Origin of the sequence: Nocardiopsis lambiniae (assembly GCF_031845465.1) — a bacterium.
GTDB classification, from domain to species: Bacteria; Actinomycetota; Actinomycetes; order Streptosporangiales; family Streptosporangiaceae; genus Nocardiopsis; species Nocardiopsis lambiniae.
This window is the reverse complement of the sequence record NZ_JAVREP010000008.1, coordinates 1-21,076: the sequence shown is the minus strand read 5'-3', so window position 1 is coordinate 21,076 and position 21,076 is coordinate 1. Positions and strand designations below refer to the sequence as shown.

Sequence of the window (21,076 nt, the reverse complement as noted above, 5' to 3'; positions counted from 1 at the left end):
TTCCTTCGGAGCGCTGAGAGGGGTCACAGCGTGGAATCTAGGCGCTCCGAGCGTCGGTGTACAGATGTGTTGGGCGAAGCGATGGGAGGGAACGCGACGTACAGCCCTCGGGGGCGAACGGGCGCCGATGTCGAGGTCACGCGCCGACGCCCGGTCCCGTGTGGGGTAAAGTGCCCTTCGTCACCTTATAGTTGGACGTCCTACTACATTCTCGCGGCGATCCCGCGGGAGTGGCGCGGAACCGGTGGGAGAACTCATGGCGGTCGAACGCATGCTGCGCACACCCGAGGCGGAGCAGCTCTTGGAACTGACCCGCGAACTCGTGGACAAGGAGCTCGCCCCGCGCGCGGCCCGGGACGAGGAGGCGGGGGCCTTCCCCCGCGATCTGTTCCGCACCCTCGGCGCGGCCGGGCTGCTCGGCCTGCCCTACGACGAGGAGTACGGAGGGGGCGGCCAACCCTACGAGGTCTACCTCCAGGTCGTGGAGGAACTCGCCCGGGGCTGGCTCGCGGTCGGACTCGGCGTCAGTGTCCACACCCTGTCCTGCTACCCCATGGCGGCCTTCGGCTCCGACGCCCAGAAGGCCGAGCACCTCCCCGCCATGCTCGGCGGCGACCGACTGGGCGCCTACTGCCTGTCGGAGGCGGCCTCGGGCTCCGACGCCGCCGCCCTCACCACCCGCGCCGAGCGCGACGGCGACGGCTACCGGATCAACGGCGCCAAGGCGTGGATCACCCACGGGGGCGAGGCCGACCACTACACCCTGTTCGCCCGCACCGGCGGCCCCGACTCCGGAGCGCACGGGATCGGCTGCCTCCACGTCCCGGCCGACGCCCCGGGCCTGTCGGCGGCCCCGCCCGAACGCAAGATGGGCATGTGCTCCTCCACCACCGCCGGGGTGCTCTTCGACGACGTCCGTCTCGACGCCGACGCCCTCATCGGTGAGGAGGGCAAGGGGTTCGGCATCGCCCTGTCCGCCCTGGACTCCGGCCGGCTCGGTATCGCCGCCTGCGCCGTCGGCCTCGCCCAGGCCGCCTTCGACGCCGCCCTCGCCTACTCCCGCGAGCGCCGGCAGTTCGGTTCGGCCATCGGTGACCTCCAAGGGGTGGGCTTCATGCTCGCCGACATGGCCACCCAGATCGCCGCCTCCCGCGAGCTGTACCTGGCCGCCGCCCGCCTGCGCGACGCCGGTCGACCCTTCTCCCGGCAGGCCGCCATGGCCAAGCTCATGGCCACCGACACCGCCATGAGGGTCACCACCGACGCCGTCCAGGTCTTCGGCGGCTACGGCTATACGCGCGACTTCCCGGTCGAGCGCCACATGCGCGAGGCCAAGGTCCTCCAGATCGTCGAGGGCACCAACCAGGTCCAGCGCCTGGTCATCAGTCGCCATCTCGCCCGCGGCGCCCAGGCCTGACCGTGAGGATGCGCGGTGGCTCCTCCGACGGGTCCGACCCACGGCCCGACCCGACGCCCACCGGCTGTCCTCCGCGGGATCCGTCGGCCTGTTCGGGGAGGCCGCCGCACACGACCGGGCGGGCGACCGTGAGGTCTCCGGGGCCTCCTCGCGGGGAGGGCCGCCCCGGACCTCAGCGGCGCAAGAGGTCCAGGGTGGCCGACGGGGGGTGCAGCACCGGGGTCACCGGTCGGTCGGTCAGCGCCGCGAACGCCGCCCGGTACCCCTCGCCCCGTTCCAGATCCGTCAGCCAGGACGCCTCGGGGACGCCCCCGCCGGTCCACGACACCAGCCGCGCGTCGGCGTGCGGCGGGCTCACCGTCACCCGGCGCAGCCCTCCCGAGAGCCCGAGCCCCGTGGCCTTGAGAAGGGCCTCCTTGCGCGCCCAGTAACCGAAGAACGCGCCCACCCGCGCGTCCGATGACAGCGTCTTCCACGTCTCGTGCTCGGTGTCGGACAGGGTGTAGGCCGCCAGTCCCTCAAGGTCCCGCGACTCCGCCACCCGTTCGACGTCCACACCCACCGGGACCCCCTCGGCGAGGACCAGGACCACCCAGTCGCCCGAGTGGCTCACCGAGATCTCCCACCCCGCCGCCGCGCCCGTCGGATGCGGTTTGCCGTGCGGTTCGGAGTCGCGTTCGGCACCGGCCAGCTCCTTGTCGTCGCACGAACGGCACCGAAGCTCGAAGGTCACCTCCCGGGGATCGCATCCCACGCGTTCGGCCAGCACCGACCGGGCCATCGCCCGGCCCAACAGATGGCGGTCCCGGTCGGCCTTGTGCAGGAACCGGTCGCCTCGGGCCCGCTCCCGCTCGTCCAACAGGTCCGACAGTCGATCCATGGCCGAGGACGTGTGCGCCCACCAGACCTCGGGCGTCAAGCGAGGGAGAGTCATGTTCTCAATTGTGGACCGTGTAGCGGCGCGATCGGGGTGTGAGAGGGCGCGGAATCGGGAATCCGGTAAAGGACAGGTCAGCCCGTCCCCTGGGGAGGCCGGAGATGTCCGTTGTGATGTTGTTCGGAGCCGGAGCACTCGTCGGGCTGGTGGCCCTCACAGCGGTCATCCTGGTGACCCTCCTGACCGAGGACCCCGACCACATCGACGCCCTCGACACGGAGGAGCCGGAGGAGGAACGCCCGGTCATCGACCGGTCCGTACTCTAGACGCGGTGCGGGACCCACCCGTGCCCCCCTCGGAGTACGGAAGGTCAGATCCATGGTCGAGGAGAACCGTCCGGCGTTCGCCGCCGAACGCCGAGAGCGCATTCTCGAACTCGTGCGCGCCAACGGCACCATGTCCCTGCGGGACATCGCCGTCAAGGTGCACGCCTCCGAGGTCACCGTCCGCCGTGACGTGCGCGCCCTGGAGACGGAGGGGCTCGTCGACCGCCGTCGCGGGGGAGTGGCCCTGCCCGGACGGATCGGGCACGAGCAGAGCTACATCGGCCGCAGCGGACAGTGCGCCGCGGAGAAGGCCGCGATCGCCGTCTCCGCCGCCCGCCTCGTCCGGCCCGGCGATGCCGTCACCATCGGTCCCGGCACCACCACCGAGGCCCTGGCCAGGGAACTGGCCGCGCGCACCGACATCACCGTCGTCACCAACTCGCTGCGGGTCGCCGAGGCCCTGGCCTCAGCCGTCGGGGTCGAAGTGGTGGTCACCGGCGGCACCCTGTACGGGCCCGCCCGTGCCCTGGTCGGCGCCGCCGCCGAACAGAGCCTCACCGGCCTGCGCGTCACCCGCGCCTTCCTCTCGGGCAACGGGGTCAGCGCCGAACGCGGACTGAGCACCCCCAACCCCGCCGTCGCCGGTGTGGACGCCGCACTGGCCGCCTGCGCCGAGGAGACCGTGGTCCTGGCGGACCACACCAAGATCGGCGCCGACACGATGGTCGCCACCGTCCCGCCCGAGGAGATCGCCCACCTCATCACCGACAGCAGCGCAGACCCGGAGGTCCTCATGACCCTGGAGGAGACCGGAGCCCTGGTCCACGTCGCCGTCGTCGCGCAGGAGCGAGGGCAGTGAGTTTCCACCCGTTCGCCCCTTGAGAGCGCGTACCCTACCGTTCACGCCCCTTGTGCCGTCAGAGCCCGATGGGTGATCCCGAACGCACTCCGCACCCCGACCCCTTCATCCACCGGCAGGAGCCGCCGAGCATGCCCTCTCCATCGACGCCCCCGGAGCACTCCCCGTCCGCGCCGGTGCGCGTCACCCCCGAGCCCGTGGCACTGCCCGAGCCCTGGTCGTCGGCGCGGCTGACGGTGGTCGTGCCCACCTACGACGAGGCGGAGAACCTGCCGGTGCTGGTCCGGCGGCTCATGTCCCTGGACCTGTCCGGTCTCAGGGTCGTGGTCGTCGACGACAACTCCCCCGACGGCACCGGCGAGGTCGCCGACAAGCTCGCCGTGGAGTTCCCCGGACGGGTGTCGGTGCTGCACCGCACCACCAAGGACGGACTGGGCCGCGCCTACGTGGCCGGCATGACCCGGGCCCTGGAGGACGGCGCGGAGTACGTCGCGCAGATGGACGCCGACCTCAGCCACCCGGTCGGGTACGTCCCCCAACTGCTCGGCACCCTGCTGTCGACCGGCGCGGGGGTCGTCATCGGCAGCCGGTACGTGCCCGGCGGCAGTCTGTCCGAGCAGTGGGGTCTCAAACGCCGACTGCTCAGCGGCTGGGCCAACACCTACGTCAAGACGGTGCTGTCGATCCCCGTCCGCGACGTCACGGCCGGCTTCAAGGTCTGGCGGGCCTCCGCCCTGGAGGTGCTGGACCTGGCGAGCATCGAGAGCACCGGGTACGCCTTCCAGGTGGAGATGCACTACCGGGCCTTCCGTCGCGGCCAGAAGATCATGGAGATCCCCATCCACTTCGAGGACCGTGTCATCGGTCAGAGCAAACTCGACGGCGCCGTCGCCCTCGAAGCGGCCCTGCGTCCGTTGCGCCTGCGCCGCGCCGAGAACCTCCGCCGCTGACCGCCGTCCCGGGCCGCCCCCGGCGAAAACCATCGTCGAACCGCGATGATCGGAGGACGACGGGGAAGGGGAGGGGTGTCGTGACCGAACGGTCCCACGACGCCGACGTCCCGGGGAAGGACCCCCGGGAGAACGCGATCGCCGGGACCGGGATCCGCGCGGACCCGGTCCGGGGCCGCGTGTTCGAGGACGACGAGGACCGGGACCGGGCGGGTGTTCCCGAGGAGGCACGGGAGGAGAACGCCCCCGTCCCGGAGCGCGGGGAGCGGGACCCGGACGGCCCGGGTACCCGGGCCGGCGCACTCCACGAGGATGACGCCTGAGACGGGGGGACCCGATGACCGAGCCCTACGATGTGGACACCGACATGGGGGACGATCCGGAGCGCAGCCTGATCGAGGAGCGCGAACGGTGGGTCGAGAACGACCACGGAATCGAAGGCTACGCCTTCGAGGACGACGACAGCCGCGGAGAACGCGGGATCGATCGCGCCGTGGCCGACGAGCGCGGTGACGTCCTTCCCCGCCAGAGCTGGGACGTGGAGGCCCCCTCCGCAGAGGAGGAGGCCCTGCGGGTCGAGGGCGACGGCTCGGTCGCCGAGGACGCCGCGGTCCGCGACCCGGGACGGGGCCGTACGAGGGGCCACCGGGCGGATGCGCCCCGTGGACGGAGCGACCGTACCCGGGATCCGGACCCCGACGCGTACGTTCCCGGCGCCGAGGACCCCAGGGACACGGGGGCGCCGGACGTCTGATCCGGCGGTCCGCGCGGCGGGGCCGCCGCCCGTCAGCCGTTCCGGCCCGAGCGGGGATCGCCGGGAACGTCCCCGGCGGTCGACCCCGGGCAGGAGCGCAGCGGCGGCCCCGACACCCCGCAGAACCGCAGGGGCCGTTCCCGGCCGCGCGGCGGTACCGCGCCGACCTCCCGCGGAGGGGAGCCCCGCCCGGAGGCCTCGCCGGCCCCCGGCATCCGCCCCCGGGGGAGCAGGAGGGCGCACAGGGAGGCCGCCGCGCACATCCCCGCCAGAACGAGCATCGCCGGGCCGAACCCCGCGATCAGCGAACCCGCCTCGACGCCGCCCCCCGTCTCTCCGCCCCCGACGATCCCCGCCAGCGCCGGAATGGCCGCCACCCCGATGAGCTGGGCGCCACGGGCGAAGGTGTTGTTCACCCCCGACGCCACCCCCGCGTGCCGTTCCGTGACCGACGCCAGCACGGTCGCGGTCAACGGCGCCACCGTGGTGGCCAACCCCAACGCCACCAGCAGCACTCCCGGCAGGACCTCGGTGAGGTAGGGCGCCTCACGGCCGATCCGGGACAACAGCCACAACCCCGCCGCCACCGACAGCGGACCCGCGATCAGCTGGGGCCGGGGACCGATCCGGGACGCCAACCTCCCGGACCGCGCCGACAGCGCCAACATGAGCAGGGTGATCGGCAACGACGCCGCCCCGGCCGCGACGGGGGAGTACCCCGCCACTTCCTGGAGGTAGATCACCAGCAGGAAGAACAGCGTCCCCAGCGAACCGTAGATGAGCACGGTCGCCGCGTTCGTCACGCCGAACCCTCGGGAGGAGAACATCCCCAGGGGGAGCATGGGATCGGCCACCCGCGTCTCCACCACCAGGAACAGCACCAGCGCGAGCACGCCGACGGCCGTGCCGACCCACACCGCCGGAGCGGCGCCGACCGCACCCCACTGGATGAGGGCGTAGGTGATGCCGCCCAGGGCCGTGACGCCCAGCAGCGCTCCCGGAAGATCCAGCCGGCGTGCCGCCTCGGGGTCGCGCGACTCGGGCACCTTGAACCACGCGATGGCCAGCACCGCGAGCGCCAACGGCACGTTGATGAGGAAGATCAGCCGCCAGTCGCCGATCTGGACCAGCCACCCGCCGACGAACGGGCCGATCGCCGAGGCCACCCCGGTCAGCCCCGACCAGGCGCCGATGGCCCGCGCCCGGTCCTCCTCCCGGAAACCCGCCTGGAGGATCGCCAGGCTGCCGGGGGTCAACAGCGCCCCGCCCACCCCCTGGGCGACCCGGCCCGCCACCAGCCACTCCAGGGTCGGCGCGAACGTGCACAGCGCCGACGCCAGAGCGAACACGGCCACGCCCCACATGAACAGCCGCACCCGACCGAACCGGTCCGACAACGAGCCGCTGAGCAGGATGAGCGCGGACAACGTCACCATGTACCCGTTGACGATCCACTGGAGCCCGGCCAGGCCGGTGTCCAGGTCCTCCCGAATGGCCGGCAACGCGACCGTCACCACGGTCGAGTCCAGGAACGCCATCCCCGAACCGAGCACCGTGGCGGTCAGCATCCACCTCGCCTCGGGCGAACCCCAGGCCACGCCCCCCGCCGCGACCGGAACCGACGTCGAATCGCTCACCGGACCCACCTCCTCGCCCCACCGTACGGTGAGGACCCCCGCTCCGGCGGGGGTCCTCACATGTTCCGTCCCGTGTGTCGAGGTGCTCGGCGGGAGGGGCCTACTCGCTGGCCAGCGCCCCGGTGATCGAGGTGCCCGCGGCCCGGCGGGCGGGCAGCACCGCCGCGATCAGCCCGGCCAGCACCGCCAGGGCGATGAACACCGCGATCTGGTCGACCGGGGCGGAGAACACCATCCCCGGCAGGACCGAGTCCGCGGCGGCCCAGCCGAACACCACGCCGAGCACGGTGCCGATACCGGCGCCGATGAGGCACAGCAGCACCGCCTCGACGCTGAGCATCCGCCGGAGCTGCGCCCTGGTCAGTCCCAGGGCCCGCAGCAGGGCGGACTCACGGGTGCGCTCCAGGACCGACAGCGCCATGGTGTTGGAGATGCCGAACACCGCGATGATGATCGCCAGGCCCAGCATCGCCGCCACCGTGTAGAAGGCGATGTCCAGGACCTCGGAGAACTGGTTCTTCATCTCGGCGACCGACACGACCTGGAGGGTCGGGTACCCGTCGACGGCACCCATGACCGTCTCGCGCACCAGGGCCGGATCGGCCTCGTCCTTCGCGATCACGAACAGCGCGCGGTCCTCGGTGATCTCAGGGAACGCGGCGCCGAAGTCCTCCGGGTCGATGACGGCGCCGTGCAGCCTCTGCGCGTCCTCGGTGATCGCGACGACCTCCAGGTCGAGGTCGCGGCCGTCCCACAGGCCCGGCACGTTGAAGGTGTCCCCCACCTTCGCGCCGTCGGCGTAGCCCTCCGACAGCACGACCTTCCCGGGGCCCAGGTCGGTGAGTTCGCCCTCGACGGTGTCGGCCGTCAGGTCGACGCCCAGCCGACCGTTGACGTAGGTGGTGACCGGCAGGAGATCGTCCCCCTCCGTCGCCAGGGCCACCCCGCGGTCGGCCATGACGCGCTCCAGCACGTCCTGTTCTTGGAGCAGGGCGCGCACCTCGGTCGGGATGCCCGGGTCCAACGGCCAGGCCATGCCCTCGACGTCGTCGGTCCCGGTCTCCTCGCCGAGGGCGTCCTCGGTCCCCTCGGCGGCGCCCCCGTCCTCGGGGATCTCCTCGGTCTCCTCGCCGGGGATGGCCTCGGCACCGTACTGGGCCATGATCTGGTAGTCCACCGGGAACCGGTCTTCGAGCTCCTCGGTCAGGGTCGCCTCGGTGGAGGCGCTGACCACCGAGTAGCCGGTGATGAGCGTGGCGCCCACGGTCAGGGCGATCATCGCGGTGGCGGCCCGGCGCGGACTGCGCACGGAGTTGTCCACCGCCAGCATGCTCGGCACGCCCACCCTGCGCAGGGGCGCGCCCACCACGCGCACGATCCCGCGCACCAGCAGCGGACCCAGCACCACCACACCGACGAACGCGACCAGCGCGGCGGCGGTCACGACGACCGGACCGAGCTGGTCGGGCCCGGTGGCCTGGCTGAAGCCGACCAGGGCGGCCGAGACGGCGAAGGCGGCCACACCGAGGACCACGCGGATCCAGCCGGTGCCCTCCTCCAGCCCGGCGGCGGTCGCGCTGGTGCGCAGCGCCGCCAGCGGGGCCACCCGGGTCGCCCGGGTGGCGGGTACCAGCGCGGAGAACACGGTCACGGTGGTGCCCAGGACCAGGCCGACGGCCACCGCCAGAGGTGTGATCACCAGCGTGGAGCCCTCCATGCCCAACAGCGGGCCGCCGAAGGTCGCTCCGGCCAGTCCGATGCCGATGCCCGCCAACACGCCCAACGCCGACGCGACCAGACCCACGACCACCGACTCGGCCAGCACCGACCGGAACACCTGGGAACGCTTGGCTCCCACGCACCGCAGCAGGGCCAGCTCGCGCTGACGCTGGGCGATGAGGATCGCGAAGGTGTTGTAGATGACGATCCCGGCCACGAACATCGCGATGAACGAGAACAGCAGCAGGACGACCCGCAGCATCTCGGTGTCGGCGCCCGACCCCTCGGCCATGGCCAGGCCGAACTCCTCGCCGGTCGACACCTCGAAGTCCGGCCCGAGCACGGTGGAGACCGCCTCGACGACCTGATCGTCGGTGTGGCCCTCCGAAGCGATCACGTCGATCTCGGAGTAGCCCTCCGCCCCGGTCATCTCGCGCAGGGTGGCGGTGTCGAACACGACCGTGCCGAGCTGGCTGTAGGTCCGGTCGGCGCCGAAGTCCACCAGGCCGGTGAGCTCGAAGTCCCGTTTCTCCTGTTCCCGGTCGAGCACGGTGACGGTGTCACCGATCTCGAAACCGATCTGTTCGGCGGTGGAGGTGGCCAGGGCGATCTCGCCGTCGCCGACGGGCAGGCGCCCCTCGTCGGCGGAGAACCGGCTGTGCTCCTCGATGGAGACCGCGGCCGGAGGGGCGAAGCCGAAGGCGCGCCCCTCGCCGTCCAGCAGGACCGCCTGGCCCTGGGCCATCCCGCTGGCACCGGAGACCTCGGGCAGCCCTCGGATCGCCGTCAGCTGTTCCTCGGTGAGGGGGACCGTCTCCCACGGCTCGTCGAGGCCCTCGGGTTCGGTGTGGCCGTCGACGGCGATGGCGTCGACGCTGGTGGCCGACCCCATGACGGTCTTCTCATAGCCCGCCTTGAGGGTGTCGGCGAAGACCATGGTGCCCGTGGTGAACATGACGCCGAGCATGATCGCGAGCACGGTGGTGACGTACCGGGACTTGTGCAGGCGCAGCCCGGCCAGTGTGGTGCGCAACATCTCAGGCCTCTTCCAGCTTGAGCAGTCGGGCGGAGACGAGTTCCGCCGTGGGCTCGGAGACCTCGTCCACCAGACGCCCGTCGCGCAGGAACACCACCCGGTCGGCGTAGGAGGCGGCGATCGGGTCGTGGGTGACCATGACGATGGTCTGGTGCATCTCCTCGGCGGAGGTGCGCAGGAACTCCAGCACCTCGGAGCCCGACCGCGAGTCCAGGTTTCCGGTGGGTTCGTCGGCGTAGACCACCTCCGGGGCGCTGAGCAGGGCGCGGGCCACGGCCACGCGCTGCTGCTGGCCGCCGGAGAGCTTGGCGGGCAGGTGGTGCAGCCGCTCGCGCAGCCCCACGACCTCGACGACGCGGTCGAACCGCTCCCTGTCCACCTTGCGCTTGGCGATCTGGGAGGGCAGCAGGATGTTCTGTTCGGCGGTGAGCATCGGCAGCAGGTTGAACGACTGGAAGATGAACCCGATGCGGTCGCGGCGCAGCAGGGTCAGCTCGGCGTCGCGCAGACCGGTGATCTGCGTCCGACCGAGGTGCACGGTCCCGGAGGAGGGCACGTCCAGCCCGGCCAGGCAGTGCATGAGCGTCGACTTGCCCGAACCGGAAGGGCCCATGATCGCGGTGAACGCCCCTCGGTGGAACTCCACGTCCACCCCGTCCAGGGCGTGGACCCGGGTCCCCCCGGTGTCGTAGATCTTGGTCAGCCCCCGGGCCACCACCACCGGCGGCGGTGCGACCGGGGAACGGGGGTCCGATGCGGGTGCGTTCACGATGGACGACTCCAGACGATGTGCGGGAACACGGAAGGATCGGGTGCCGATCCGGGCGCGACGCCCGGCCTCGTCACCGATGTCCTTCACGCTAGGTCCGGAAAAGCCCCTCCGCCTCGGCCCACAGGACGGTTCCCACCCTCGTCCAAAGGAATGAGGCCGGGCGGTCCGGCGACTCCTTCGTCAGGGGTGCCCCCCTACTTTCGTCGGGGTCCGGGTCGGTACCGAACGTGGCGGACGCCCCCGAGCGTGTGCGTTGACCTGCGAGGGCGACGAAGGTCGAAGGGCTCCCCGGTGCCGGTCGGTGCACCGGCGCGGAGCCGGGGCCGCCGTAGACTCCGCACCATGTGGACCTGGTTGGACGAGCGAGGGCGGGCGTTCGGCTCCCTGTGGACGCGCAACGGCCGTTGGTGGTGGGAACGCAGACTGGTCATCGCCGACTGGCTCTACGCGGTGCTCCCCCTGCCCTTCATCGGACTCCTCCAGCTCGCCGCCGGCGCCTCCCACGAGGTGGGACTCCTCCGTGGACTGCCCGCCACGGCCCTGACCGCGCTGGGCGCGACGAACGTCCTGGCGGGCCTCATCGGCGCCTTCGTGATCTACGTGCTCCCGGCCTTCTGGGCCGCGGCGACGGTGCTGCTGCGCCGTGTCGACCCGCGCTGGCCGATGATCACCGCGTTCGGGCTCCTGGCGCTGTTCGGCAACTTCGTCCCGGCGGCCATCGCCCTGTACTCCTACGCCGTCTACTTCTCGAACCGCAGGATCCTCGTCGGCTGGCTCGCGGCCCAGAGCCTGGCCATGGTCGCCGCCTACCAGGCGACCTTCCTCGGCCACTTCTTCCTCATCATCGGGTTCCTCGTGATGCCGTTGGTGCTGGGACTGTGGGTGGGCACCCGGCGCCAGCTCATCGACCGACTCCACGAGCGGGCCGAACGCCTGGAACGCGAGCAGCATCTGATGGCGGACCAGGCCATCACCGCCGAGCGCACCCGCATCGCCCGGGAGATGCACGACGTGGTCGCCCACCGGGTCAGCCTCATGGTGCTGCACGCCGGCGGCCTGGAGGTCTCCACCGACGACCCCCGCACCGTCGAGACCGCCGGGCTCATCCGCACCACCGGCCGCGAGGCCCTGGCCGAACTGCGCGGCATCCTCGGCGTCCTGCGCGACGACGGCGCGGTCGCGCCCACCGCTCCCCAACCCGTCCTGTCCGACCTGGACCGGCTGCTGGCCGAGTGGCGGGCGGCGGGGATGGTCATCGAGCGTCACGAGACCGGTGACGCGCGTCCCCTGCCCGGGGCCGTGCAGCGCACCGCCTACCGCATCGTCCAGGAGGGGCTCACCAACGCCGCCAAGCACGCCCAGGGCGCCCCGGTCACCGTGCTCGTGCACCGGGCCCCGGACCGCGTGGAGGTGGAGGTCTCCAACGGGCCGGCTCCGGTCCCCGACGGGTCACCCGCGCCGCGCAGCGGATTCGGCCTCACCGGTCTGCGCGAACGGGTCGTGCTGGCGGGCGGCGACCTCACCGCCGGGGCGTGCCCCGACGGCGGCTGGCGGTTGCGCGCTATCGTGCCGACCGACACACCCGCAGGCGACGAGGAGGCCGCCCCGTGATCCGTACCGTCCTGATCGACGACGAACAACTGGTCCGATCGGGGTTGCGGATGATCCTGGACTCCGCCCCCGACATCGAGGTGGTGGGCGAGGGCGGCGACGGAGCCGAGGCGGTCCGCCTCGCCGAGGAACTCGCGCCGGACGTCGTGCTGCTCGACATCCGCATGCCCGGTGTGGACGGCCTCACCGCCGCCGGCCGTCTGTCCGCCCTGCCCGATCCGCCGCGCGTGGTGCTGCTGACCACCTTCGACCTGGACGAGTACGTGCACGCGGCGCTGCGCGCCGGAGCCGTCGGCTTCCTGCTCAAGGACACCCCGCCGCGCGACCTCATCTCGGCGGTGCGCACCGTGCACGAGGGCAACGCCATGCTCTCGCCCAGCGTCACCAAACGCATGCTGGAGCGCTTCGCCGTGCCCGCCCCCGCCGACTCGGCCGAGGGGCGGGCCACCGCCGAACGGCGCCTGGAGGTGTTGAGCGAGCGCGAACGGGCCGTGCTGATCGCCGTCGCCCAGGGCATGTCCAACGCCGAGGCGGGCCGCGCCCTCGGCATGCGCGAGGCCACCGTCAAGGCCCACGTCAGCCGTGTCCTGGCCAAGCTGGGCATGTCCAACCGGGTCCAGGCCGCCATCCTCGCCCACGACGCCGGCTGGGCCTGACCGGGTGACCCCCGTCACCCGGACGAACACGCTCATGTCGGAACCCCACAGGAAGCCGGGGAGGAGTCCTGTACCCGGTCGCGATTGCGCCCACCCCGGGTGGCCTCGATACGCTGCAATGCGATCCCCGACCTCGTCACGTGCCGTGGCCGCTCACGCGCGGCCGCGGGTAGAACAGGAGCCCTTATGTCCCGCTCGGTACTGGTCACCGGCGGCAACCGCGGTATCGGCCTGGCCATCGCCCGTGAACTGGCGGCCGGCGGCGATGACGTGGCCGTGACCTACCGGTCCGGCGAGCCCCCGGAGGGCCTGCTCGGGGTGCGCTGCGACATCACCGACTCCGCCCAGGTCGACGCCGCCTTCAAGGAGGTCGAGGAGGCGCAGGGGCCCGTCGAGGTCCTCGTCGCCAACGCCGGGATCACCAAGGACCAACTGCTCGCCCTCATGAGCGAGGACGACTTCTCGTCCGTGCTGGACACCAACCTCACCGGCTCCTTCCGGGTCGCCAAGCGCGCCGTGCGCGGCATGATGCGCAAGCGCTCCGGCCGTATCGTCCTCATCTCCTCGGTGGTGGGCCTGCTCGGCTCCGGCGGTCAGGCCAACTACGCCGCCTCCAAGGCCGGTCTCGTCGGCTTCGGTCGTTCCCTCGCCCGTGAGCTGGGCTCGCGCAACATCACGGTCAACGTGGTGGCCCCCGGGTTCATCGAGACCGACATGACGGCGGCCCTGCCCGAGGACCGACAGACCGAGATCAAGAAGAACATCCCCCTGGGCCGCTACGGCACCACGGACGACATCGCCCGCACGGTGTCCTTCCTCGCCGGGCCCGGCGGCGCCTACATCAGCGGCGCGGTCATCCCCGTCGACGGCGGCCTGGGCATGGGCCACTGAGCCGGCCCCTCCCACCGCCTCTCCCAGCAGCGCAGACACAGGACGGACAACCCGACACCATGGGACTTCTCGAAGGTAAGCGCATCCTCGTCACCGGGGTGCTCACCGACTCCTCCATCGCCTTCCACGTGGCCCGCCTGGCCCAGGAACAGGGCGCCACGGTCGTACTCACCGGCTACGGCCGGCTCAGCCTGGTGGAGCGCATCGCCAAGCGTCTGCCCGAGCCGCCCCCGGTCCTGGAACTGGACGTCACCGACGACGAACAGCTCTCGACCCTGGCCGCGCGGGTGAGCGAGCACGTCGACGGCCTCGACGGCATCGTCCACTCCATCGGTTTCACCCCGCAGGACGCCCTGGGCGGCAACTTCCTCAACACCGAGTGGTCGGACGTGGCCACCGCCATGCACACCTCGACCTTCTCGCTGAAGTCGCTCACCACCTCGCTGACGCCGCTCATGAAGAACGGCGGCTCGGTCGTGGCGTTGGACTTCGACAACAGCGTCTCCTACCCCATCTACGACTGGATGGGCGTGGCCAAGTCCGCGCTCACCTCCACCGCCCGTTACCTGGCCCGCTACGTCGGCGAGCAGGACATCCGGGTGAACCTGGTCTCGGCCGGGCCGCTGAGCACCATGGCCGCGCGCAGCATCCCCGGCTTCGAGGAGCTGGCCAAGCACTGGCCCGAGCGCGCCCCCCTGGGCTGGGACGTCTCCGACCCCGAGCCGGCCGCGAAGGCCGTCGTGGCCCTGCTGTCGGACTGGTTCCCGGCCACCACCGGTGAGGTCGTCCACGTCGACGGCGGTTTCCACTCCACCGGCGCCTGACGACACTGCTAGGTTGACGCGGTCGGCCCCTTCCCGGGGCCGGCCGCGCGTCGTCTTCGGGTCGGTCGCGCGGACGCGAAGCCGGCGAAGGGACGGGGTATGGATCTGGGGCTGTCGGGGGCCAGGGTCATGGTGACGGGCGCAAGCCGGGGGATCGGCCGGGCCATCGCCGAAGTGTTCGCCCGCGAGGGCGCCGACCTGGCCCTGTGCGCCCGGGGGGCCGAGCCCCTGGCCGAGGCGGCCGAGGAGCTGGGCGCCACGGGCGCCACGGTGTTCGCCCGTCCGTTGGACGTCACCGACCACGACGCGCTGCCGGGCTTCGTCGACGACGCGGTCACCGCCCTGGGCGGTCTGGACGTCCTGGTCTCCAACGTGTCCGGCGGCAGCGCCCCCACCCCCGAACAGTGGGACCGCGCCCACGCCACCGACCTGGTCCCGTTCCTGCGGCTGACCGAGGCGGCCGAACCCCACCTCAAGGCCTCCGCCCTGGGCGGTTCGGTGGTGCTGATCTCCACCACCTCGGCCCTGCACGTCACCCGGCCCGCCGGCGCCCACGCCTACGGCGCGATCAAGGCGGCCCTGAACCACCACGCCTCCTCCCTGGCGCGCGCCTGGGCGCCGGAGGGGGTGCGGGTCAACACCGTCTCGCCGGGGCCGATCGAGTTCCCGGGCGGTGGCTGGGCCCGACGCCGCGAGAACGACCCCGACTTCTACGAGGGCATCCGCTCGCGCGTCCCCACCGGCCGACTCGGTCGCCCGGAGGAGGTCGCCCGCGCGGTCGCCTTCCTGGCCTCCCCGGCGGCGACCTTCGTCACCGGCCAGAACCTCGTCGTCGACGGCGGGTTCCTCGACCGGGTCTGACCCCGGCGCGCGGCGGCCCGCCCGTCCTCCACGCGCGGCGGCGGTCCGCCCGGCGGCGTCCAGGCCGGGGCTCCGTGCCCCGGCCTCCTACGGGGCGCCGACACGGCCGCGCCGGACCAGGGGCGACAGGCCCCGTACCGCCGCGACCGCGCCCAGGACCCCACCGGCCGTCACGGCCACGGTGACGTCGGGGAACCACAGCAGGGACGCCCGCGGCCCGAGGAACGACAGCGTCCCGACGGCCGCGACCACGGCGAGCACCCCGAGAACGCCCAGGGCGGACCGGGTGCGCCCCCGCCCCGGCCGTAGGGCCGCCGCGCCCAGGGCCAGCGCGGTCCCCGTGGCGCCCCACACGACGGCGGGGGCGATCCATCCGGCGGCGGGTTCCTCCACGGGGACGTCCACGAGCAGCCGGGCCAGGTCGAAGGCGATCCGCTGGAGGTCCCCGTCGGCGGCCACCGCGTAGGCGTTCTGGAGTACCACGACCGCCCGCGCGCGTTCGGGGAGCACCACCACCATCGCGGCGTGCCCGGGGGTGGCGCCGCCGTGGAACACGACGGGCTCCTCCGTGCCGGACAGCACGGTCTCCCGCCAGCTCAGGCCGTAGGTCTGTGTCGACCCCGGCACCGGGACCACGCCCTCGCGCATGGCGGCCAGGGTGTCGGCGTCCAGGAGCGGCGGCTCCGGGGCGAGCTGGAGGCGGGCGAAGGCGGCCAGGTCGTCGAGGGTCCCGCCGAGGTAGCCGTAGGTGACGCCCTCATCGTCCACCCCGTCGGCGTCGGCGACCGGCCGACCCCACAGGAACCGGTGTCCGGGGGCGAGCCCGGCGGCCCGGGCCTCGCGGGCGTCGGTGAACGCGCCTGCCATCCCCGCCGGTTCCAGGACCGACTCCCGCAGGTGGCCGTGCGGGTCCCCGGTGACGTCCTCGATCACGGCGCCGAGCAGCACGTGGTTCGCGCTGGAGTACTCGTGCGTTCCGGGTTCCCCGGTCGGCACGTCGGCCAGCAGGGCGACCCGCCCGTCGAGGTCCATCGCGTCCTCCCCGTACCGGTCGGTCACCGCGAAGGCGGCGCGCTCGGGGATCCCGGAGGTGTGCGTCATCAGGTGGCGGACGGTGATGTCGCGCCCGGCGAAGGCGGGCAGGTGATCGCCCACCGGCGCGTCGAGGTCCAGTCGGCCCTCCTCGGCCAGGACGACGGCGGCGGTGGCGGTGACCGGCTTGGCCACCGACCCCCACAGGAAGGCGGTGTCGGCGTCCACCGGGTCCCCGGCGCCGTCGACCCCGGTGCGGAAGGCGTGCTCCACACCGTCGGGGCCGACCACGGCGTAGGCCAGGCCGGGGACGTCCAGCGCCGCCGCGTGGGCTTCGGCGTGGGCGTCCATGGCGTCGACCGGCGGGGGAGGGGCGAGGGCGAGCAGCAGGGCGAGTGGGAGGCGCATCGGGTTCCCTTCGATAACCGTATGAACATATTGTTATAACCGTATCCTGATACGGTCAACTCGTGCCACGAACCGCAGACCACGATCAGCGCCGAGCCCAGATCGCCGACGCCGTGTGCGAACTCATCGCCCGGGACGGCCTGGGAGCGGTCACCGTCGCCCGCACCGCCGCCCGCGCGGGCATCTCCGTCGGCCTGGTCCAGCACTACTTCCCGACCAAGGACGACATGCTGCTGCACGCCTTCGAGCGGGTCGGCGCCACCGTCGCCGCGCGGGTCGCCCGCCTCATCGAGGAGGGCGCCCGGCACGAGCGCTCCATCGCCGACGTCCTCACCGCGGCCCTCGCCGAGAACCTGCCGCTGGACGAGGGCCGCCGTGCCGAGTTCCGCGTCACCCGCACCTTCGCCGGGCGCGCCCTGGACAACCCCCGCCTGGCCGAGGTGGACGCCCGGAGCTCCACCGCCCTGCGCGCCGAGATCGCCCGCGCGGTGACCAACGGGTTCGAGTGCGGAGAGGTCGCCCCCGCCGCCGACCCCGCCCTGGCCGCCGCCCGCCTGGCCGCCGTCACCGAGGGGCTGGGCGCCGCCCTGTACCGCGCCCCCGAGGAGACCGCGCGGACCACGGCGGCCCTGCGCGCCGAGATCGCCACCGTCTTCACCGGCGCGTGCCGTCAGTACGGCCGCTGAGGCGCCTCTCACCCGAATCGGGGGCGAACCCCGTCACGGCCGCCACTTCGAGGCCGTGCACCCGCCGGTGCACCCCCGGGAACGCGAAAGCCCCTGACCACATTGCGTTTCCACTGGTCAGGGGCTTGAGCCTCTGGGGTGAGTGGCGGGACTTGAACTGGGGTCCGCAAGCCCTCTGACCTGCTCGGATCCGAGAACCCGCAGTCAGCGGCGGTGCCGCTTACCCGGTTGTGCCCTGTTGCCCCGGGTTCTGCGGGGGAGTGTGCACCCTCCGGGTGCACGCATTCGGCCCGATCGGTGCACCCGTGCGGGTGCACCGCAACGAGCGGGAGCGGGTGGATTCGGCACCCACGGCCGGATCGGAGGAGGAACAATGTCAGCGTGCTCCGCTTCCGTACCCCCATGCCAACGGTGCCGGGGAAGGCACGAAGGTCCACCGGCGGGTGAGAGTGCTGTGCCCCGGGAAGGTCCACGGGGACCCGGTCGAACCGTGACCGGGAACAGCGCGACGCCCGGGGTGGTCGGCAGAGGGCTCCGGGCAGAGGCGGACCCTCCCCGGCCCGTACGCCGATGGAGGAGCGGGCACCGATACCGACCTTGGGGAAGGACCGTCCTGCCATGGGTGCCTACCAGCACTATGAATTCATCGCCCTGGACCGGCCTCTGGACGAGAGCCGGCGTGCCGAGCTGCGGAACCTTTCCACCAGAGCGAGCATCACGGCGACCTCGTTCACCAACGAGTACCACTGGGGTGACTTCCGCGGTGATCCGGTACGGCTGATGCGCACCCACTTCGACGCGTTCGCCTACTTCGCCGAGTGGGGGACCCGCTGGATCATGGTCTCCGCCCCCAGCACGCTCCTCAGCCCCCCGGACATCGAGCCCTACCTGCTCACCGAGGCCGCGTATTTCACGACCGCGAAGGGCCGTACCGTCATATCCCTGACGTCCCAGGACGAGGAAGCCGATTTCGTGGAGCACCCGGCGGGCCTGGCGGGCATCGCCCCGGTGCGAGCGGAGCTGCTGGGGGGAGATCGGCGTCTGCTGTACCTCGCGTGGCTGCTGTCGGTGCAGGCCGACGACGAACTCGACGACGGGGAGCTGGAACCCCCGCTCCCCGCCGGGCTGGGAGACCTGAGTGCCCCCTTGCGCGCGGTGGCGGAATTCCTGCGCATCGACTCGGACCTGCTGGCGGTGGCCGCCCAGGCCTCCCCGCCCCTGCCTACCGGAGATGACCGGCGAGGGGAGATGAGGGGATGGATCGAGGCCCTGCCCGTGAAGGAGAAAAACCGCCTTCTGGGGCTCCTCTTCGAAGGGGAGGCCGCCCGGGCGCGTTCCCGCATGCTCCGGTCCTTCCAAGCCGAAGCAGGTGGAGGCCCGGCCGCCGCAGGGGGCACACGGACCGTTCGCGAGCTGTGGAGCGCTGCCGGGGAGCTCAAGGCCAGGAGGGCGCGAGAGGAGGCCGCGCTGGAGGCCGAACGGGAACGGCGGAACAGGGAGGAGGCCGCCGCGGCCCGTGAGACGCGCCTCGACCACCTGGCCGGTAGAGGCGAATCGGTGTGGCAGGAGGTCGAGGACCGCATCAACACCAGGGTCCCCGAAGAGTACGACCGGGCCGTGTCACTGCTGGCGGACCTGTACGCCCTCGCTGAACGGGAAGGCGAACAGGACTCCTTCACACGACCTCTCCGGGATATACGGGAACGGCACCGCCGCAAGAGCGGGCTCCAGCGCCGTATGGACGAGGCCGGACTGGAGAGGTGAACCGCTCGGTCCCAGGACGGCCCCGTTCGCGGCCCGCCGCGTGCGGGGAGGCGGTAGTTTGCCACCATGAGCGATCACGGGGACCCGCCCTTTCCGGAAGGCTTCGAGGACCTGCCGCGCATTGCCGCCGCCGGTGTCGGAAACGGCGCCCCGTTCGGGTTCGGCTACTTCGAGGAGAACCCGCGACCGTCCCGGCGCCGCCCCCGCCGGGAGGAGGCGGCGACCTACCGGGTGCGGGTGGAGATCACGGGCACGAAGCCACCGGTGTGGCGCAGGCTGGAGCTTGACTCGGAACTGTTCCTGAACGAGGTGCACACGATCCTCCAGGCCGCGTTCGGCTGGGAGGACTACCACTTGCACGGGTTCGCCAGTGGTGGCTCCTACTACAGCAGGGAGGCCGAACTGTACCTGTGCCCGTTCGAGGCCCAGGAGGGCAAACCCGGCCTTCCCGAGGAACAGGTGCGACTGGACGAGGTCTTGGCCGAGGAGGGGGACAGGCTGTCCTACCTGTACGACTTCGGCGACGGCTGGGAGCACCTGCTCACGCTCCAGGCCGTCCTTCCCCGCGAAGAGGAGGCGCCACGGGCGAGGTGCACCGCGGGCAAACGGGCCGCTCCGCCCGAGGACTGCGGAAGTGTGCCCGGGTACGAGTTCCTCAGCGCCGCCACCGATCCCGGACACCCGCACCACACCGAGGCACTCGCCGAGTACCGGGAGGTTTACGGCGAGGCCCCCGACCCCGACCGAGCGCCGGTCCCGTTCGACATCGACTAGGTCAACGCCGCTTTGGCCGCGGTGTTGGGGCCGCCTCCCGAGCACCTTCCCGGTCCGATCGCCGACCTGCTGGAGTCCGTGACCGACCGGATGTCGAGGACACGCCTGCTGGACTTGGCGGCCAAGGCCCTCGCCCCGGGTGGGGACGATCCGGATCCAGCCACCGTGAAAGAGGCTGTGGGCCCCTACTCCTGGCTCCTGCGGCACGTCGGTGACGACGGGATCAAGCTCACCGGCGCCGGCTATCTGCCTCCCGACAGCGTGCGGGAAGCCGCAGAAGCCCTCGGGCTGGAGGGGAAGTGGATCGGCAGTGCCAACCGTGAGAGCCAGACCCTCCCGGTCCTGAACCTGCGCGAATCCGCGCAGAGGGCGGGCCTGCTGCGCAAGTCCAAGGGGCGGCTCCTGCTCACCGGAGCGGGCCGGGCGGTGCGCGACGACCCGCGGGCGCTCTGGGACCACCTCGCCGGGCGCATGCCGCCCGCGCCCCGCGCAGAGGTCGAGCGGTGGGGGTGCCTGTTGATGTTCCTGCTCGCCGCCGCCGGGAGCCGGGACGTGCCCGGCGAGGCCGCGGAAATCCTGACCGCGATGGGGTGGCGTGTCGGCGATGGCGCGCCGGTGGATCCCATGGCGGCTCGTGACGCCGCCTACGAGGCGTGGACGGCGTTGGACACCCTGGGAGGGTGGAAGAGGGGTTCGTTCGGCCGGGGCTCCTCGCCCACGAAGCGGGGCGTGGCGTTCGCCCGCGCGGCCCTGCACCGCTGAAACCCGTGGGCGAACGACTGCCTTCGCCCGGGGCACCGATGCGCCCCGGGCGCGGAGGCCTTCTCGGTTGATTCGGGTTTCGCCAGTTCAGGGGCTTGCCCTACTGGGGTGAGTGACGGGACTCGAACCACCCAGCGCCAGCCCGCCGACCTGCGAGAACCCGAGAATCCGCAGGCCGCGCCGCTGCCCGTCACCCCGTTGCCCCCAGTTGCCCTGGGTTCTGCCGAGCCCCGTCCATCCTCCGGGTGCACCACCTTGGCCGCCCTGGTGCACCCTCACGGGTGCACCAGATGAATGGACTGACAGCGGACAGTAGATACGGCTCTGATCCAATCTCTGTGAAGCCGCCACGCTCTGTCATGGCGCATCGAGGATGCGGCGGCGCAGCAGCTCGAACCCGGCACGGCCGTACCCGGCCCTCTTGAGCACCTTGATCCGGCACACGTTGCCTTCCACACGG

20 protein-coding genes are annotated in these 21,076 nt (G+C 72.2%); 15 read left to right on the top strand and 5 right to left on the bottom strand.

All coding sequences use genetic code 11. The features are described from left to right. The first annotated feature begins 256 nt into the window (after positions 1-256). Positions 257-1,417 (top strand): acyl-CoA dehydrogenase family protein, encoded by a 1,161-nt coding sequence (locus RM479_RS13635; RefSeq protein WP_311512107.1) that lies wholly within the window; start codon positions 257-259, stop codon positions 1,415-1,417. Between the two features lie 172 nt (positions 1,418-1,589). On the opposite strand, the gene RM479_RS13630 is transcribed toward RM479_RS13635, so the two are convergent. Further along, a complete protein-coding gene (locus RM479_RS13630) occupies positions 1,590-2,351 on the bottom strand; it encodes a 4'-phosphopantetheinyl transferase family protein (protein WP_311512106.1) in 762 nt (253 codons plus the stop codon). 104 nt (positions 2,352-2,455) lie between these two features. On the opposite strand from RM479_RS13630, the gene RM479_RS13625 reads away from it, so the two are divergent. From RM479_RS13625 to RM479_RS13605, 5 genes are all read left to right on the top strand, one after another. After that, a complete protein-coding gene (locus RM479_RS13625) occupies positions 2,456-2,620 on the top strand; it encodes a hypothetical protein (RefSeq protein WP_311512105.1) in 165 nt (54 codons plus the stop codon). A 52-nt stretch (positions 2,621-2,672) separates the two neighbouring features. After that, on the top strand, positions 2,673-3,479 hold the full coding sequence (locus RM479_RS13620; protein WP_274810902.1) for a DeoR/GlpR family DNA-binding transcription regulator: 807 nt from the start codon (positions 2,673-2,675) through the stop codon (positions 3,477-3,479). A gap of 131 nt (positions 3,480-3,610) precedes the next feature. Then, positions 3,611-4,429: a polyprenol monophosphomannose synthase gene (locus RM479_RS13615; RefSeq protein WP_311512104.1), complete on the top strand. Its 819-nt coding sequence runs from the start codon at positions 3,611-3,613 to the stop codon at positions 4,427-4,429. Between the two features lie 80 nt (positions 4,430-4,509). Continuing rightward, the gene (locus tag RM479_RS13610; RefSeq protein WP_311512103.1) at positions 4,510-4,752 is read left to right on the top strand and encodes a hypothetical protein; all 243 of its coding nucleotides are present in this window, start codon (positions 4,510-4,512) and stop codon (positions 4,750-4,752) included. Positions 4,753-4,766: 14 nt separating this feature from the next. Next, the gene (locus tag RM479_RS13605; protein WP_311512102.1) at positions 4,767-5,183 is read left to right on the top strand and encodes a hypothetical protein; all 417 of its coding nucleotides are present in this window, start codon (positions 4,767-4,769) and stop codon (positions 5,181-5,183) included. 32 nt (positions 5,184-5,215) lie between these two features. On the opposite strand, the gene RM479_RS13600 is transcribed toward RM479_RS13605, so the two are convergent. The 3 genes from RM479_RS13600 to RM479_RS13590 all read right to left on the bottom strand — a co-directional run bounded on the left by RM479_RS13600 (position 5,216) and on the right by RM479_RS13590 (position 10,344). Then, positions 5,216-6,820, bottom strand: coding sequence for an MFS transporter (locus RM479_RS13600; RefSeq protein WP_311512101.1), 1,605 nt, complete (start codon positions 6,818-6,820; stop codon positions 5,216-5,218). Between the two features lie 100 nt (positions 6,821-6,920). Next, positions 6,921-9,575 (bottom strand): ABC transporter permease, encoded by a 2,655-nt coding sequence (locus tag RM479_RS13595; protein WP_311512100.1) that lies wholly within the window; start codon positions 9,573-9,575, stop codon positions 6,921-6,923. A gap of 1 nt (position 9,576) precedes the next feature. Continuing rightward, the gene (locus tag RM479_RS13590; RefSeq protein WP_274810909.1) at positions 9,577-10,344 is read right to left on the bottom strand and encodes an ABC transporter ATP-binding protein; all 768 of its coding nucleotides are present in this window, start codon (positions 10,342-10,344) and stop codon (positions 9,577-9,579) included. Positions 10,345-10,689: 345 nt separating this feature from the next. Here RM479_RS13590 and RM479_RS13585 point away from each other — a divergent pair, with 345 nt between their 5' ends. From RM479_RS13585 to RM479_RS13565, 5 genes are all read left to right on the top strand, one after another. Then, positions 10,690-11,958, top strand: a complete 1,269-nt coding sequence (locus RM479_RS13585; RefSeq protein WP_311512099.1) for a sensor histidine kinase — start codon at positions 10,690-10,692, stop codon at positions 11,956-11,958. Beyond that, positions 11,955-12,614 carry a response regulator transcription factor gene (locus tag RM479_RS13580; RefSeq protein WP_311512098.1) on the top strand — a complete coding sequence of 220 codons (660 nt, stop codon included), beginning with the start codon at positions 11,955-11,957 and terminating at the stop codon, positions 12,612-12,614. Before RM479_RS13585 ends, RM479_RS13580 begins: the two co-directional genes overlap by 4 nt. Positions 12,615-12,800: 186 nt before the next feature. Further along, complete coding sequence (gene fabG, locus RM479_RS13575) at positions 12,801-13,505, top strand: beta-ketoacyl-ACP reductase (protein ID WP_311512097.1); 705 nt, start codon at positions 12,801-12,803, stop codon at positions 13,503-13,505. A gap of 59 nt (positions 13,506-13,564) precedes the next feature. After that, on the top strand, positions 13,565-14,329 hold the full coding sequence (gene fabI / locus RM479_RS13570; RefSeq protein ID WP_311512096.1) for an enoyl-ACP reductase FabI: 765 nt from the start codon (positions 13,565-13,567) through the stop codon (positions 14,327-14,329). A 99-nt stretch (positions 14,330-14,428) separates the two neighbouring features. Beyond that, the gene (locus RM479_RS13565) at positions 14,429-15,190 is read left to right on the top strand and encodes an SDR family NAD(P)-dependent oxidoreductase (RefSeq protein ID WP_311512095.1); all 762 of its coding nucleotides are present in this window, start codon (positions 14,429-14,431) and stop codon (positions 15,188-15,190) included. 87 nt (positions 15,191-15,277) lie between these two features. Here the strand turns inward: RM479_RS13565 and RM479_RS13560 are convergent, their stop codons facing one another. Beyond that, entirely contained in the window at positions 15,278-16,630 is a 1,353-nt protein-coding gene (locus tag RM479_RS13560; RefSeq protein WP_311512094.1) for a serine hydrolase domain-containing protein, read from the bottom strand. A gap of 62 nt (positions 16,631-16,692) precedes the next feature. On the opposite strand from RM479_RS13560, the gene RM479_RS13555 reads away from it, so the two are divergent. From RM479_RS13555 to RM479_RS13540, 4 genes are all read left to right on the top strand, one after another. Then, the gene (locus tag RM479_RS13555; RefSeq protein ID WP_311512093.1) at positions 16,693-17,316 is read left to right on the top strand and encodes a TetR/AcrR family transcriptional regulator; all 624 of its coding nucleotides are present in this window, start codon (positions 16,693-16,695) and stop codon (positions 17,314-17,316) included. A gap of 618 nt (positions 17,317-17,934) precedes the next feature. Next, positions 17,935-19,080, top strand: a complete 1,146-nt coding sequence (locus RM479_RS13550) for a hypothetical protein (RefSeq protein ID WP_311512092.1) — start codon at positions 17,935-17,937, stop codon at positions 19,078-19,080. 66 nt (positions 19,081-19,146) lie between these two features. Then, complete coding sequence (locus RM479_RS13545; RefSeq protein WP_311512091.1) at positions 19,147-19,854, top strand: plasmid pRiA4b ORF-3 family protein; 708 nt, start codon at positions 19,147-19,149, stop codon at positions 19,852-19,854. A gap of 12 nt (positions 19,855-19,866) precedes the next feature. Beyond that, entirely contained in the window at positions 19,867-20,616 is a 750-nt protein-coding gene (locus tag RM479_RS13540) for a hypothetical protein (RefSeq protein WP_311512090.1), read from the top strand. The last annotated feature ends 460 nt before the right edge of the window (positions 20,617-21,076 follow it).